Here is a 15,509-nt window from a genome sequence, read left to right as displayed (position 1 = left end):
CCCGAAGCGAAGCCGCTGTGCCGCACTCCTGATCGACGTACTCCGTGAACCGCATCTCGATGAACTCCATGGAGTCGACAAGTCGATGCATGAGGCGAGCCGGCCCCGCGCACACGTCCTCCGGTTCCCCCGCACCACCACCGCGAGAACCGTGCCGCGTTCCGAACGAATGCCCCGTGCCCGGCGATCCCGCGCCGCGCACTCGACAGTGACGGAAACCCCTGTGATCACCACTTCCGGCCTCACCAAGGTCTACCGCTCACGCGGTCGTGAAGTAACCGCCCTCGACGGAGTCGACCTGCACGTCCGCGAGGGCGAGGTGTACGGCGTCATCGGCCAGTCCGGCGCCGGCAAGTCCTCCCTGATCCGCTGCGTCAACCTCCTGGAGCGCCCCACCTCCGGCACCGTGACCGTCGCCGGCCAGGACCTCACCGCCCTGGCGGGACGCGGCCCGCGCGCGGGCAAGGAACTGCGCCAGGCCCGCAGCCGCATCGGCATGGTCTTCCAGCACTTCAACCTGCTGTCCTCGCGCACCGTGCAGGACAACGTCGAGCTGCCCCTGGAGATCCTCGGCCTCTCCGGCCAGGAGCGCTCCCGCAAGGCCCTCGAACTCCTCGACCTGGTCGGCCTCGCCGACAAGGCCAGGTCCTACCCGGCCCAGCTCTCCGGCGGTCAGAAGCAGCGCGTCGGCATCGCCCGCGCCCTGGCAGGCGACCCGAAGGTGCTGCTCTCCGACGAGGCGACCAGCGCCCTCGACCCCGAGACCACCCGCTCCATCCTCCAGTTGCTGCGCGACCTCAACCGGCAACTCGGCCTGACCGTGCTGCTCATCACGCACGAGATGGACGTCGTCAAGAGCGTCTGCGACTCCGCCGCCCTCATGGAGCGCGGGCAGATCATCGAATCAGGCACCGTCAGCGAACTGCTCGCCACCCCCGGCTCCGAGCTCGCCGCCGCGCTCTTCCCGGTCAGCGGCGAGGCCACGGGCGAGAACCGCACCGTCGTCGACGTGACCTTCCACGGCGAGGCCGCCACCCAGCCGGTCATCTCCCAGCTGTCACGCACGTACAACATCGACATCTCGATCCTCGGCGCCGCGATGGACACCGTCGCGGGCAGGCAGGTCGGACGCATGCGGATCGAGCTGCCCGGCCGCTTCGAGGAGAACGTCGTCCCGATCGGCTTCCTGCGCGAGCAGGGCCTCCAGGTCGACATCGCGGGCGAAGACGCCGAGCCGACGCCGAAGAGCGAGACGCTGCTGGTCAAGGAAGGTGCCAAGTGACCTGGTCGGAGATGCAGCCCCTGCTGGAGCAGGCCTGTTGGGACACCCTCTACATGGTGGGCTGGTCGACGCTGATAGCCGTCGTCGCCGGACTGCCGCTCGGCGTCCTGCTCGTCCTCACCGAGCGTGGTGGCCTGTTGCAGAACGCCATCCTCAACAAGGTGATCGGGCAGATCGTGAACATCGCCCGCTCGATGCCCTTCATCATCCTGATGGTCGCCCTGATGGGCTTCACGCGCTGGATCACCGGCACCACGATCGGCCGCGAGGCCGCCCTCGTGCCGCTGGCCATCGGCGCCATCCCGTTCTTCGCGCGCCTGGTGGAGACCTCCATCCGTGAGGTCGACGGCGGGCTCGTCGAGGCCGTGCAGTCGATGGGCGGCTCCACCTGGACCGTCGTGCGCAAGGTCCTCGTCCCCGAGTCGCTGCCCTCGCTGATCTCGGGCGCCACCACCACGATCGTCGCGCTCATCGGCTACTCCGCCATGGCGGGCACCGTCGGCGGCGGCGGCCTCGGCGACCTCGCCCTGCGCTACGGCTACCAGCGCTTCGAGACCGAGCTGATGTGGATCACCGTGGCGGTCCTCGCCGTGGTCATCTCGATCATCCAGTTCGTCGGCGACTACGCGGCCCGCAGGCTGCACAAGCGCGGCGGCGGCTCCGGCCGGCTGCTGCTCTTCCGGCCGCTGCGGGGCGCGCAGCCCTCCGCCGTCGCCGCTGAGTCGACGACGAAGACCGGCTGACCGGCTGACCGGCCCGCCCCGCGCCACCGCAGACTTCCCCGCGCACCACCACCGCGGGGCTGCACCACCCATGGAGAAAGGCACTTTTCGTGCGTAACACCGCCAAGATCACCACCGCTGTCCTCGCCGCCGGAGCCCTCACCCTCGGGCTCTCCGGATGTGGCGCCGACAAGGGCTCCGACAAGGACGGCCCGCTCGTCGTCGCCGCGACCCCGACGCCGCAGGGCGAGATCCTGGACTACGTCCAGAAGAACCTCGCCAAGAAGGCAGGACTCGACCTCGAGGTGAAGGAATTCACCGACTACATCACGCCGAACACCGCCGTGGAACAGGGCGAGGTCTTCGCGAACTACTTCCAGCACAAGCCGTACCTGGACGACTTCAACAAGAAGCGCGGCACCGACATCGTGCCCGTCCCGGGAGCCACGGTTCACCTGGAGCCGCTCGGCGTCTACTCGAAGAAGGTCAAGAAGCTCGGTGAGCTGAAGAACGGCGCCACCGTCGCCATTCCGAACGACACCACCAACGAGGCCCGCGCGCTCAAGCTCCTCGCGGACAACGGCATCATCGAGCTCAAGAAGGGCGTGGGCTACGAGGCCACCCCCAAGGACGTCGCCAAGAACCCCAAGAACATCAAGTTCAAGGAGCTCGAGGCCCCCACGGTGCCCCGCACCCTGGACGACGTCGACGCCGCGGTGATCAACGGCAACTACGCCCTGGAGGCCAAGCCCGCGCTCAGCCCCGCCAAGGACGCCATCGTCGCCGAGCCCGCCAAGGGCAACCCCTACGGCAACTTCCTCGCCGTGAAGAAGGGCGACGAGAACGACCCGCGCGTGAAGAAGCTCGCCAAGCTCCTCACCTCGCCCGAGGTCAAGAAGTTCATCGACGACAAGTACGACGGCGCCGTCGTCGCGGCGTTCTGACCGTGCGTACGTCCGCCATCGCCGCCGCGGCGGGGACCCTGACCCTCGCTCTGGGCCTCACCGCGTGCGGCGCGGACACCGGGAACGACGGCGAGCTCGTGGTCGGCGCCACCCCCACACCGGCCGGCGAAGTCCTCGCGTACATCGAGCAGAACCTCGCGAAGAAGGAGGGCCTCGACCTCCGGATCACGGAGTTCACGGACTACGTCACGCCGAACACCGCACTCCAGGAGGGCTCCCTCGACGCCAACCTGTACCAGCACACCCCCTACCTCGAAGACTTCAACAAGTCGAAGAAGGCGGACCTGGTACCGGTCACCGAGGTGTACCTGCCTCCGATGGGCGTGTACGCGAAGAAGGCCAAGGGCATCACTGACGTCACCGACCTCCCCCAGGGTGCGACCGTGGGCGTTCCGAACGACACGACCAACGAGGGACGGGCGCTCCAACTGCTCGCCTCCCAGGGCGTCATCGGGCTCAAGAAGGGCGTCGGCGGCACCGCGACGCCCGAGGACATCACGTCCAACCCGAAGAAGCTCGACATCAAGCCGCTCGAACCGGCCCAGCTGCCGCGCTCGCTCGACGACCTCGACGCGGCGGTCATCAACAACAACTACGCGCTCGACGCGAAGCTCAGCCCCAAGAAGGACGCCATCCTCCTGGAGTCGCCGAAGAGCAACCCCTACAACAACGTCCTCGCCGTCAAGAAGGGCGACGAGAACGATCCGCGGGTCAAGAAGCTGGCGAAACTGCTGACGTCACCCGAGGTCAAGAAGTTCATCGAGGACAAGTACAAGGGTTCCGTCCTGCCCGTCGAGGCGGGCTGAACGGCCTCCCGCGCGCGTGACACCCACGGGGTCCTCCTCCACACCGGGAGAGGACCCCGTGGTGCGTCTGCGCCCGCGCATGCTGCATGCTGGCACCTCAGAAGACCGAAAGGTGAAGGTCCTTCAGGTCTATGAAGTTATGGAGCGGCGCATGACTACAGCCTCCTCGGGCTCGGCGGGCGCATCGGGCGCAGCGGGTGCAGCGGGTTTGTCGGAGTTCCCCGACATCTCGATCAGTACCGAGCGGTTGGTGCTGCGCCCCCTCGAAGAGGCGGACGTCCCCGCGTACGCGGAGATGATGAACGACGAGCAGGTCACCGCCTGGACCTCCGTGCCCCAGCCCTTCACAGAGGCCGACGCCGGCGACTGGATCACCCGCCTCGCCCCCGCCGAGCGCTCCGAAGGACGCGGCATCGTCCTCGCCGTCACCGAGTTCCTCACCCAGCGCCTGGTCGGCATCATCCAACTCCGGGGCACCGACTGGCGGGTGCGTTCCACCGAACTGAACTACGTCGTCGCCCCCTGGGCTCGCGGCGAGGGCTACGCGTCCGAGGCGGCCCTCGCCACCGCCCAATGGCTCTTCCACGACCAGAAGTTCGAGCGCATCGAGCTGCGCACCGCCGCCGACAACACCGCCGCCCAGCAGGTCGCGCAGAAGATCGGCTGCATCAGCGAGGGCGTCCTGCGCGGCGCCTGGATAGCACGCACCAGGAACGGCGGCGACCCCTTCGGCGGCTGGCTCCAGGTCCGCACCGACCTGATCGTCTGGAGCCTCCTCCCCGAAGACCTCGAAGGCGTCTCCGAGAGCCTCGCCGACAGCGGCTTCTCCGCCTTCTCCGACTGGAACTGAGCCCGATCCCAGCAGGTACGCTCGTTCCTGGCCGCGTGCCCGGCTGCCCCCGCGCAGCCGCTGCCCCGCACTGACGACCCGCGAGAACCCAGGAGACAGACGACGATGGCCGACCGGGTCACGGTGATCGGCTGGGACGGTACGCCGCTGACCGCCGCGGCACGCTCCGCGCTCGGCGCGGCGACGCTCGTGGCGGGCGCCGCCCACCACCTGGCGCTGGACGAGCTCCCCGCACGCGCCGAACGCATCCGCCTCGGCAGCGTGGGCCTCGCCGCCCGCCGCATCGCCGCCCACCGCGGCACCGCCGTCGTCCTCGCCGACGGCGACCCCGGCTTCTTCGGGGTCGTACGCACCCTGCGCGCCCCCGAATTCGGCCTCGAGGTCGAAGTGGTGCCCGCCGTCTCCTCCGTCGCCCAGGCCTTCGCCCGCGCCGGCATGCCCTGGGACGACGCCGAGGTGGTGGTCGCCCACCGCCGCACCTTGCGCCGCGCCGTGAACGTCTGCCGCGCCCACACCAAGGTCGCCGTCCTCACCTCGCCCGGCGCGGGACCCGCCGAACTCGGCCTGCTGCTCCAGGGCGTCCACCGCACCTTCGTGATCTGCGAGGAGCTCGGCACCGAGCGCGAGCAGGTCTCCGTCGTCACCTCCGACAACGCCGCCGACCACAGCTGGCGCGACCCGAACGTCGTCATCGTCATCGGCGGCGCCGCCGCGTCCGCCGACACCGGCTGGATCATGGGGCGCGAGCCCGGCCCGCGCGGCTGGGCGCTGCCCGCCGCGGAGTACGGCGGCGACATCTGGCTCGGCGAGGGGGAGAGCGACCGGCTGCGGGCCGCGCAACTCGCGCGTCTCGGCCCGCGCGTGGGGGACCTCGTCTGGGACATCGGCTGCGGCAGCGGCGCCTTCACCGCGGAGGCGGCGCGCTTCGGCGCGGCCGTCATCGCCGTCGACCGCGACCCCGACGCCCTCGGCCGCACCACGGCGGCGGTCCGCCGCTTCGGTGTCCAGGCGCAGACCGTGCACGGCGTCGCCCCGCACATCCTCGAAGACCTGCCGGAACCCGATGTCGTACGCGTCGGGGGCGGGGGAGCCGCGGTGGTGTCGGCGGTCGCCGACCGGCGCCCGGAGCGCATCGTCACGCACGCCGCGACACGCGACGCGGCCGAACTCATCGGCAGGGACCTGAGCGAACACGGGTACGCCGTCGAATGCGCTCTCCTGCAGTCCGTGGAGCTCGACACACGAGCCTGGCGCGAGGAGAAGCGGACGGTGGTCTTCCTCCTCTCGGGCCGACTGCCCGACCGCTCCCCGTGACCCTGCGGGCACAGAGCGCGGGGTAGGCTGGCCGATTGTTGTACTGCACCCGGGCGCCCAGCGGTTCGCTGGCCGATGTGCGGAAAGCTCGCCCGTTTTCGGGGGGTGTGTGGTACGGCGTGACCGGAGGACGCGCAACGTGGCGCAGTCCACAGCGGGCCGTGGCCGATCAAGCTGCCACGGCGGCGGACCGACAGGGAGAATGCCTGTGGTCCGGCGCGCGGTTCGTGCCGCGGGGCGCACACGCTCGTTGAGGATGACGGGCGGTCGGTGCGCCGCTCCGGGCGATGGGGCCTCCCCGGCCGAAGGCTGAGGGGCGGTCGAAGAAGCACTAACCGATGGGCGAGGGGTTACGCATGACCGACACCGGCCAGGTCCCGGGAGAGGGACTGCCGGAGGGCGCAGGCAACGGTGTACCTTCCGGGCCCGCGCAGGGCATGGGGGCACAGCAGCCGGGCGTTCCCGCTCCGGGTGCGCATACCTTCGTGGACCCGGCCGACCCCTCCGAGAACCCCGCTGACGACGACGACCTGCTGCTGATGCCGAGCGCCCAGGGCGCGTGGAACGAGGCGCAGCAGCAGACGGGCCATGTCGGCCATATCGGTCACGCCGGTGCCGTCCACGCCGTCCATCAGCCGGGACCGCACGAGACGTCCGGCCGGGACAGCGGCTCGGTCGACCTGACCGGTGTCCGTATGCCCGGCGGCATGCCCGCCGCGTCCCACCCCGGCCCGGCCCGCCGCCCGCTCCACCACGGCCCGTCCGGCCCGGCCGTGCCCGACGGCACGGGCAGCCCGGTGCGTTCGCTCGCCGACCGGGGGCCCGCCGGCGCGCCCCCCGCGCAGCAGCAGCAGCCCGCCGCGCCGGCGCGCCACGCGGGTCCGCCGACGACCGGCCCCGAGTACCTGGACATCCCGCGCGACGACGCGGAGCTGCCGGGCCCGCAGCTCGGCCGGATCCAGCCGCAGGGAGCCGAGGCGTGGGCGCCGCAGGACGACCAGGCGGCCCGTTCCGTACCAGCGGATTCCGTACCAGCAGAAACGGTCGTCCCAGACGCCGCAGAGGCCGCAGACGCCTCAGCCGTAACACCGGCACCGCAGTCCCCGGAAGCCGTTCCCTTCGGGCTGCCCGCCGAGGCGCAGACACAGTCGGACGTACCGGACGCACCGGACGTACCGGTGCAGTACGCCGCGCCGGAGGCGCCCGAGGCCCCCGCGTTCCCGCACGCGGCGGATGCCGCGGAGGCCGGACCGGATCAGGCCGCCCCTATGGCGCAGCAGGCCGACGAGCTCGGCCAGGTCCCGGCGGAAGCGCAGCAGTTCCCCGTCGCGCAGCAGCAGTTCCCCGTCGAGGAGCAGCAGTTCCCGATGGAGGCGCAGCAGTTCCCGACGGGTGAGCAGGCCGGTGAGCAGCAGTTCCCGGCGGAGGAGCAGCCCGCGCCCGCGTTCGCCCACGCCGGGCCCGCCGCCGTCGGTCACGGCGCGTTCGCCGTCGCCTCCGCCCAGCCCTGGGACGGCGCGCAGGTCCCGCACGCCGACGAGGCCGCTCAGCCCGGCTTCGCGCCCGAGGCGAGGCACGCCGCGCCGGGCCCGCACACCCCCGAACCGCACACCCCCGCCCCGCAGACTCCGCAGGACTCCGCGGCGCCCGTGAGCGCCCCGTACCCCGGCGACTTCGGCGGTGCCCAGGAACCCGCTCCCGTGGGGCAGTTCGTGCCGGTCGACGGCTCGGTCCCGACCACGCCGCACCTGGCCCCGACACCGCCGCACCCCTTCGTCGTCCCCCAGCAGGACCCGGCCGCCGAGAGCGCCGTCGACGAGGAGGCCCCCGCTCCGGACGCCCCCGTCGTCGTACCGGCCATGGAGACGGCGGAGACGGCGGAGGCAGCCGGGCCGGCACAGGTGACAGAGGTCGCGGCTCCCGAGGCCGTGACTGCCGCTCCCGAGGCTGTGCCCGCCGCTCCCGAGTCGGTGCCTGCCGCTCCGGAGGCCGTGCCCGCCGTGCCCGCAGGGACCACAGGGACCGCCGAGCCCGCCGAGCCCGTCGTTCCCGAAGCCCCGGCAGCCGCCGAGGGGAGACCCGAAGCCCCGCAGCAGCCCGCTGTGACGCTGCCCGGCCCGCGCGACGGCAGCGAGCCCGCGACGGCGCTCGCCGCCGAGCCGGCCCTCGCGCCGGAAGCGGAGGTTCAGCAGGACGGCGAGAGCGCGGCGGACGAGGCACGGGCCGAGGCGTCGGTCGAGACGCCTGCCGAGGCACTGACCGAGGCGCCTGCCGAGGTCACGGAGGCCCCCGGGACCCCCCAGGGACCGGACGTCTCCGCTGTGCCCCGTATTGTCTCCTCTGCGGCGGCTCCGACCGAGTTCCCGGCCGCCCCCGAGGCCGACCCGGCCGACGAGTTGGACGAGGCCGACGAAGTCATCTCGTTCGAACCGATCGAAGCGAACGAAGTGACCGAAGTGGCCGAAGCACCTGAGATGGCCGAAGCGCCTGAAGCCCCCGCCCCCGCACACGTCCTGACGCCGGGCTTCGTGCCCGGGACGGCCGAGGCTGCCGAGGCCCCCGAATTCCCCGAAGCCCCCGCGCCCCTCGCCGCGCAGGAAGCCCCCGAGGCGCCCGAAGCGCACGTCGCCGAAGCCCCGGAGCCCTTGGCCGCGGCAGAGGCCGTGACCGAAGCCGTGGCCGTGGCCGTGGCCGACGTCGTGACAGAGCCCGTGGCCGAGGCGGGCGCGGACCCGGCCGAGCCCGTCATGTCGCCCGGCACCGCCGCTCCCGGCTACGCCGACGCCGAGCGCGAGGCCGTCCTGCGCGTCATGCGCGAGCGCCGCGACATCCGCAACGGCTTCCGTTCGGACCCGATCCCGCACGAGGTGCTGCTGCGCGTCCTGGAGGCGGCCCACACGGCGCCCTCCGTGGGCCACTCCCAGCCGTGGGACTTCGTCGTCATCAAGTCCGCGGAGACCCGGCGCACGATGCACGAACTGGCCGCGCGCCAGCGCGACGCGTACGCCAAGTCCCTCCCCAAGGGCCGCGCGAAGCAGTTCAAGGAACTGAAGATCGAGGCCATCCTCGACACCCCGGTGAACATCGTGGTCACCGCCGACCCCACCCGCGGCGGCCGCCACACCCTCGGCCGGCACACCCAGCCGCAGATGGCCCCGTACTCCTCCGCCCTCGCGGTTGAGAACCTCTGGCTCGCCGCCCGCGCCGAAGGCCTCGGCGTCGGCTGGGTCAGCTTCTTCGACGAGCGCGAGATGGTCCGCGCGCTGGGCCTCCCGGAGCACCTGGAGGTCGTGGCCTACCTCTGCGTCGGATACGTCGACGAGTTCCCGGACGAGCCCGAGCTGATGCAGGCCGGCTGGTCCAAGCGCCGCCCGCTCTCCTGGGTCGTCCACGAGGAGACGTACGGCCGCCGCGCCCTGCCCGGCGAGGACCCGCACGACCTGCTCGCCGAGACCGTGGCCAACATCCGCCCGCTGGACGCCAAGGCGCTCGGCGAGGCCTGGGAACGCCAGAAGCGGATGACGAAGCCGCCGGGCGCGCTCGGCATGCTGGAGATCATCTCCGCCCAGCTCTCCGGACTCTCCCGGATGTGCCCGCCGCCCATCCCGGAGCCCGCGGCCGTCGCGATCTTCGCGGGCGACCACGGCGTGCACGCCCAGGGCGTCACCGCCTGGCCCCAGGAGGTGACCGCGCAGATGGTCGCCAACTTCCTCGGCGGCGGCGCGGTCTGCAACGCCTTCGCCAACCAGGTGGGCGCCGAGGTCTGCGTCATCGACGTGGGCGTGGCGAGCGAACTGCCCGCCACCCCCGGCCTGCTGCCCCGCAAGGTCCGGCCCGGCACGGCCGACATGACGACGGGACCCGCCCTGACCCGCGAAGAGGTCAAGGCGGCGATCGAGGTCGGCATCGAGACGGCCCGCGACCTGGTGGCCGCCGGCAACAAGGCGCTCCTCACCGGCGAGATGGGCATCGCGAACACGACCGCGTCCGCGGCCCTGATCTCCGTCTACACCGAGGTGGACCCCGCCGAGGTCACCGGCCGCGGCACGGGCATCAACGACGAGATGCACACCCGCAAGGTCGAGGTGGTCCGCCGCGCCCTGGACCTCCACAAGCCCGACCCGGCGGACCCGATCGGCGTCCTCGCGGCGATCGGCGGCCTGGAGCACGCGGCCATGGTCGGCCTCCTCCTCGGCGGCGCGTCCCTGCGCACCCCCGTGATCCTGGACGGCGTCAGCGCCGGCGCCGCGGCCCTGGTCGCCCGCGCCATCGCCCCGGAGGTCCTCGCGGCCTGCATCGCGGGCCACCGCAGCGCGGAGCCGGGCCACGTGGCGGCCCTGAACAAGCTGGGCCTGCGCCCCCTGGTCGACCTGGACCTGCGCCTCGGCGAGGGCACTGGCGCGCTCCTGGCCCTGCCGATCGTCCAGAGCGCCGCCCGCGCGATGCACGAGGTGGCCACGTTCGACTCGGCCGGCGTCACCGAGAAGTAGCCGCCCAGGGCCTGTCCGGACATGATCCGCCGGACAGGCCCCAGGGGCGAAGCCGCCGTTTTCGGTACCGGGGCGGGGCTGGGGGAGACCTCCGGCCTCGCCCCAGCCATACTGAACCCGCACGTCAAGCAGCCGCTCCAGCGCAGCAGCGGTAGCGCACCACGAAGACTCCGCCCGCACGAGGAGCCCCAGAGCCATGGCCGAAAACCCCGCCTACCCCGTAGGTCTCCGCCTCGCGGGACGCCGCGTCGTCGTCCTCGGCGGCGGCCAGGTCGCCCAGCGCCGCCTCCCGGCGCTGATCAAGGCCGGCGCCGACATCCTCCTTGTCTCTCCCTCGGCGACGCCGTCCGTCGAGGCCATGGCGGACGCGGGCGAGATCACCTGGACGAGGCGCCGCTACGAGGACGGCGACCTTCAGGACGCCTGGTACGCCCTCATCGCCACCAGCGACGACGAGGCGAACACCCGGGCCTCCGCCGAGGCCGAGCGGCACCGCGTCTGGTGCGTGCGCTCCGACGACGCGGAGGCGGCCACCGCCTGGACCCCCGCGACCGGCCGCTCCGAGGGCGTCACCGTCGCGGTCCTGTCCAGCGACGTCCACGACCGCGACCCCCGCCGCACCGCCGCCATCCGCGACGCGGTCGTCGAGGGCCTGCGCGACGGCAGCCTCGTCGCCCCCCACCTGCGCGCCAGGACCCCCGGCGTCGCCCTGGTCGGCGGCGGTCCCGGCGACCCCGACCTGATCACGGTCCGCGGCCGGCGCCTGCTCGCCGCCGCGGACGTCGTCATCGCCGACCGCCTCGGCCCCCGCGACCTCCTCGACGAGCTGCCGCCGCACGTCGAGGTCATCGACGCCGCGAAGATCCCCTACGGCCGCTTCATGGCGCAGGAGGCGATCAACAACGCGCTGATCGAGCACGCCAAGCAGGGCAAGGCCGTCGTCCGTCTCAAGGGCGGCGACCCCTACGTCTACGGCCGCGGCATGGAGGAGCTCCAGGCGCTCGCCGAGGCGGGCATCGCCTGCACCGTCGTACCCGGCATCTCCAGCTCGATCTCGGTCCCCTCGGCCGCCGGCATCCCGGTCACCCACCGCGGCGTCGCCCACGAGTTCACCGTGGTCAGCGGCCACGTGGCGCCGGACGACGAGCGCTCCCTGGTCGACTGGCAGTCCCTCGCCAAGCTGCGCGGCACCCTGGTGATCCTCATGGGAGTCGACAAGATCGGCAAGATCGCGGAGGCCCTCATCGCCCACGGGAAGAAGGCCGACACCCCGCTCGCCCTGATCCAGGAGGGCACGACGGCCGCCCAGCGCCGCGTCGACGCGACGCTCGGCACGGTCGCCGAGGCGGTCCGAACCCACGAGGTGAAGCCCCCGGCCGTCATCGTCATCGGCGACGTGGTGAAGGTCGGCCCCGAGCCCCTCGCGTAACCCGCCCCGCACACCCCCACGTAACCAGCGGTAACGGAACCCGTCCGCAGCCGTTGGCACCACACCCAGGACAAGGCAGTATCACCCTGTGGCTGATCTCATCACCGTCGACGACCCCGACGACCCCCGCCTGCGCGACTACACGGGCCTGACCGACGTCGAGCTGCGCCGCAGGCGCGAACCGGCCGAGGGCCTGTTCATCGCGGAGGGCGAGAAGGTCATCAGACGGGCCAAGGACGCCGGTTACGAGATGCGCTCCATGCTGCTCTCGGCCAAGTGGGTCGACGTCATGCGCGACGTCATCGACGAACTCCCGGCGCCGGTGTACGCGGTCAGCCCCGAACTCGCCGAACGGGTCACCGGCTACCACGTGCATCGCGGCGCCCTCGCCTCCATGCAGCGCAAACCGCTGCCCACCGCCGACGAACTCCTCTCGGCCACCCGCCGCGTCGTCGTCATGGAGGCGGTCAACGACCACACCAACATCGGCGCCATCTTCCGCTCGGCGGCGGCGCTCGGCATGGACGCGGTCCTGCTCTCCCCGGACTGCGCGGACCCGCTCTACCGCCGTTCGGTGAAGGTCTCCATGGGCGCCGTCTTCTCGGTCCCGTACGCCCGCCTGGAGTCCTGGCCCAAGGGCCTTGAGGGCGTCCGCGAGGCGGGCTTCAACCTCCTCGCGCTCACCCCCGACGAGAAGGCCAAGTCGCTGGACGAGGTGGCGCCGCACCGCATGGACCGCGTCGCGCTGATGCTCGGCGCGGAGGGCGAAGGACTCTCCACCCAGGCCCTGGTCGCCGCCGACGAATGGGTGCGCATCCCGATGGCCCACGGCGTGGACTCGCTCAACGTGGGCGCGGCGGCGGCGGTCGCGTTCTACGCGGTCGCGACGGGCCGCCCGCAGCTCTGACTCCGCAGCTGTGACCCCGTAGCTCTGCCCGGGCAGCTCTGTCCGGGCAGAACAGGCCCTCAGCCCCGGATGCCGGGCCCCGGATCGGCCTGCTCGGCCTGCGGGCCGTGCGATGGTGACTGCTGCTGGTGTACGCCGGTGGGGCCGAGGCTCCGCGCCGGCCCCTGGCACCCCTGGGCCGCCGCGATGCCGAGCGCGACCAGCAGCGTCACGACGACGAACACGGTGAGCCGCTGGCGCAGCAGCCGCGGATTGGCGGGCACCCGACGGCCCGTTCCCGTGGTGCGCGGTCCCTGGCGCCCGGTGCCGCTGCGCGGGGCGGACCTGCCGCCGGAGCGGGTGGTGTTGCGGGGCGCGGAGGGCCGGGAGCCGGACCGTGGCGCGGCGGTTCGGGACGCGGCGGGTCGGGAGGAGCCGGTCCGCGCCGGTCCGGACCGCGGCGGGGGAGTGGCGCCGGGAGCGGGCCGCCGCTGGGTGCGCTCGTCCAGGTAGCTCTCGGCGAGCCTGCCCGTGGGCCGGTCGTGGTCCTGGCGGGGCGCGGGCGGCCGGGTGTCGCTGATGCCCTGCGCCTCGCGGGCGGCGATCTCCTTCAGCCTCAGCGAGAGTTGGAGCGTGCTGGGCCGCTCCTCCGGGTCCTTGGCGAGACAGGCCCTGATGAGCGGCGCGAGGGCGTCGGGCACGCCGTGCAGCTGCGCCTCCTCGTGCACGACCCGGTAGAGCATGACCTCGGAACTGCCGTGCCCGAAGGGCGAGTCCGCCATGCCCGCGTACGCGAGCGTGGCGCCGAGCGCGAAGACGTCGGTGGCGGGCGTCACGGCGGCGCCGCGCACCTGTTCGGGAGCGAGGAAGCCGGGCGAGCCGACGGCGGTGCCGACATGGGTCAGCGTCGAGGCCCCCGTGGCCCAGGCGATACCGAAATCAATGATCCGCGGCCCCTTCGGGGACAGCAGAATGTTCGACGGCTTGAGGTCGCGATGCACGACACCGGCCTCGTGCACGGCCACGAGCCCCTCGGCCAGCGCCGAGCCGACCACTGCCACGTCCGCCGCGGAGAGCGGCCCTTCGGCGGCGACCTTGTCGTGCAGCGAGGGTCCCGGCACGTACTGCGTGGCGAACCACGGCCGGTCCGCGTCCAGGTCGGCGGCGACGAGCCGCGCGGTGCAGCCGCCACGGATGCGCCGGGCCGCCGAGACCTCCCGCGCGAACCGTGACCGGAACTCCTGATCCTCCGCCAGGTCGGGCCGGATCACCTTCAGGGCGACGCGCTGCCCCCGCCGGTCCGACCCCAGATAGACGACCCCCATGCCGCCGGCGCCCAGGCGCCTGTGCAGCCTGAACGAGCCGACGACACGCGGGTCCTCGCGCCGGAGCCGCATCATCGCCATGTCCATCCCCGCTACCCGGTCCGTCTGACGAGCCACAGCTTACGTTTCCGCGGCCGGGCACGTGCAGAGGCCGCGCCCTCGCGGGGCGATCGATTGTCAGTGCCGGGTGGGAAACTTGAAAAGTGGTCAGGGGACGGGGGGCGGGCGGTGGTTGCCGTCACCCTGCTCCCCAACCAACCATCACTGAAGGGGGATTGATCCCGTGAAGGGTGATCGTGTGGAGATAGTCGTGGACGCCGGTGACACGACTCGGACGTACGAAGTGGTGGCGAGCAGGGCCGGTCGGCGGGTGGAGACGGCGGTCCGCAGGGGAGTGGTGGAAGTGAGCGAAGTCACCCGTAGTGGCTCCGTGGTGCGGACGGCGCGCTTCATGGCGACCCGCGTCCTGGCTCTGGTGGAACAGCCCGTCCCCAGGGAGGACGCATCCGAGGCGACGGCCGCCCCCTCAGGGAAGACCCTGACTCCTGAGACGGGGTCCTAGGACCCCGTCTCCACCCACGGGAGTACGTGCGCATCGACCGCTCATCCTCGGGGAGGCCCGGCAATCGGTACGAGGGCATGACGCCTGGGACTTCCCGTGCCCCTAGATTTGAGGTCAAGCGGCGGGTGTAGCACTCGTCCCCCGAGGTCAGACACTCGCCGCTCCAAATTCACAACGAAGCGGTCAGGAGAGGAATCATGGCGGACACGGCACCGCGGACCATGATCCGCACGCAAGGGCGCAGGTTCTCCGCGTTCGGCGTCCGCCCGTCCGGTACGCGCCATCCCTTGGTGGCGACGGCCATGGTCCTCCCCCTGGCAGCCCTGCTCGTGGTCGTCTTCGGCGGCTGGGAGGCAGTGGTCACACAAGCGTCGTCCGTAGGCGTGATGCTGGGGCGCTGAGCGGCGCCCCAGGCCCGGAAGAGCGGTCCGGGCGGGGACATCCGGCCTTGAAACCCCGTGGGGACGGGGGTGCGGCGGACGGCAAAATGCCCGCGCAGCTGGGGAGCTGCGCGGGCATTGCCACGCCCACACCCCACCTCCCCACCACGCCCTCTCCCCCCGACCCAGCCAGACCCCACGCCCCCCTCCCAACCACCCCAGCCAGGCCCCTCCCGACCAACAGCCAGGCCCCGTCCCGACCACCCCAGCCAAGCCGCCTCCCGACCACCCCAGCCAAGCCGCCGCACCGCCACGCCCACCACGGCCCCACCCCCGCCCGCTCCTCCGCCGGCCCGCCACGGCCGCCCCCCCCAGCGGGCCCGCCGCCGCCCCCTCAGCCGGTCCACCACCGCGTTCACCGCCGCCCGGCCACCGCGCGGGCAGCGCCCCCCCGACAGCGCGCAAGACCACCCGACGCAACACCAGACACAGGCCACC

The 15,509-nt window shown here is 72.5% G+C and carries 12 protein-coding genes; 11 read left to right on the top strand and 1 reads right to left on the bottom strand.

Annotation, left to right across the window (positions count from 1 at the left end; all coding sequences use genetic code 11):
- Positions 1 to 223: 223 nt before the first annotated feature.
- From AB0N81_RS14350 to AB0N81_RS14310, 9 genes are all read left to right on the top strand, one after another.
- The gene (locus AB0N81_RS14350) at positions 224 to 1,282 is read left to right on the top strand and encodes an ATP-binding cassette domain-containing protein (protein WP_365358120.1); all 1,059 of its coding nucleotides are present in this window, start codon (positions 224 to 226) and stop codon (positions 1,280 to 1,282) included.
- Complete coding sequence (locus AB0N81_RS14345; protein ID WP_365358119.1) at positions 1,279 to 2,025, top strand: methionine ABC transporter permease; 747 nt, start codon at positions 1,279 to 1,281, stop codon at positions 2,023 to 2,025. Before AB0N81_RS14350 ends, AB0N81_RS14345 begins: the two co-directional genes overlap by 4 nt.
- An 89-nt stretch (positions 2,026 to 2,114) precedes the next feature.
- Complete coding sequence (locus tag AB0N81_RS14340) at positions 2,115 to 2,948, top strand: MetQ/NlpA family ABC transporter substrate-binding protein (protein ID WP_365358118.1); 834 nt, start codon at positions 2,115 to 2,117, stop codon at positions 2,946 to 2,948.
- A 2-nt stretch (positions 2,949 to 2,950) separates the two neighbouring features.
- The gene (locus tag AB0N81_RS14335) at positions 2,951 to 3,775 is read left to right on the top strand and encodes a MetQ/NlpA family ABC transporter substrate-binding protein (RefSeq protein WP_365358117.1); all 825 of its coding nucleotides are present in this window, start codon (positions 2,951 to 2,953) and stop codon (positions 3,773 to 3,775) included.
- A 151-nt stretch (positions 3,776 to 3,926) separates the two neighbouring features.
- Positions 3,927 to 4,625 (top strand): GNAT family N-acetyltransferase, encoded by a 699-nt coding sequence (locus tag AB0N81_RS14330; protein ID WP_365358116.1) that lies wholly within the window; start codon positions 3,927 to 3,929, stop codon positions 4,623 to 4,625.
- A 105-nt stretch (positions 4,626 to 4,730) separates the two neighbouring features.
- Positions 4,731 to 5,939, top strand: a complete 1,209-nt coding sequence (gene cbiE / locus AB0N81_RS14325; protein ID WP_365358115.1) for a precorrin-6y C5,15-methyltransferase (decarboxylating) subunit CbiE — start codon at positions 4,731 to 4,733, stop codon at positions 5,937 to 5,939.
- A 356-nt stretch (positions 5,940 to 6,295) separates the two neighbouring features.
- Positions 6,296 to 10,429 carry a nicotinate-nucleotide--dimethylbenzimidazole phosphoribosyltransferase gene (gene cobT / locus AB0N81_RS14320; RefSeq protein WP_365358114.1) on the top strand — a complete coding sequence of 1,378 codons (4,134 nt, stop codon included), beginning with the start codon at positions 6,296 to 6,298 and terminating at the stop codon, positions 10,427 to 10,429.
- 196 nt (positions 10,430 to 10,625) lie between these two features.
- Positions 10,626 to 11,858: a uroporphyrinogen-III C-methyltransferase gene (cobA, locus tag AB0N81_RS14315; RefSeq protein WP_365358113.1), complete on the top strand. Its 1,233-nt coding sequence runs from the start codon at positions 10,626 to 10,628 to the stop codon at positions 11,856 to 11,858.
- An 88-nt stretch (positions 11,859 to 11,946) separates the two neighbouring features.
- Positions 11,947 to 12,765: an RNA methyltransferase gene (locus tag AB0N81_RS14310; RefSeq protein ID WP_365358112.1), complete on the top strand. Its 819-nt coding sequence runs from the start codon at positions 11,947 to 11,949 to the stop codon at positions 12,763 to 12,765.
- Positions 12,766 to 12,824: 59 nt separating this feature from the next.
- Here AB0N81_RS14310 and AB0N81_RS14305 read toward each other — a convergent pair whose 3' ends face one another.
- Entirely contained in the window at positions 12,825 to 14,156 is a 1,332-nt protein-coding gene (locus tag AB0N81_RS14305) for a protein kinase (RefSeq protein ID WP_365358418.1), read from the bottom strand.
- 196 nt (positions 14,157 to 14,352) lie between these two features.
- Here AB0N81_RS14305 and AB0N81_RS14300 point away from each other — a divergent pair, with 196 nt between their 5' ends.
- The gene (locus AB0N81_RS14300) at positions 14,353 to 14,631 is read left to right on the top strand and encodes a hypothetical protein (RefSeq protein ID WP_365358111.1); all 279 of its coding nucleotides are present in this window, start codon (positions 14,353 to 14,355) and stop codon (positions 14,629 to 14,631) included.
- A gap of 197 nt (positions 14,632 to 14,828) precedes the next feature.
- The gene (locus AB0N81_RS14295; RefSeq protein ID WP_055569527.1) at positions 14,829 to 15,032 is read left to right on the top strand and encodes a hypothetical protein; all 204 of its coding nucleotides are present in this window, start codon (positions 14,829 to 14,831) and stop codon (positions 15,030 to 15,032) included.
- Positions 15,033 to 15,509: the final 477 nt, after the last annotated feature.

This window comes from Streptomyces sp. NPDC093510 (assembly GCF_040683555.1).
Lineage (GTDB): Bacteria > Actinomycetota > Actinomycetes > Streptomycetales > Streptomycetaceae > Streptomyces.
Note: the sequence above shows the minus strand (reverse complement) of the source record. Positions and strands in the feature narration are given on the sequence as shown.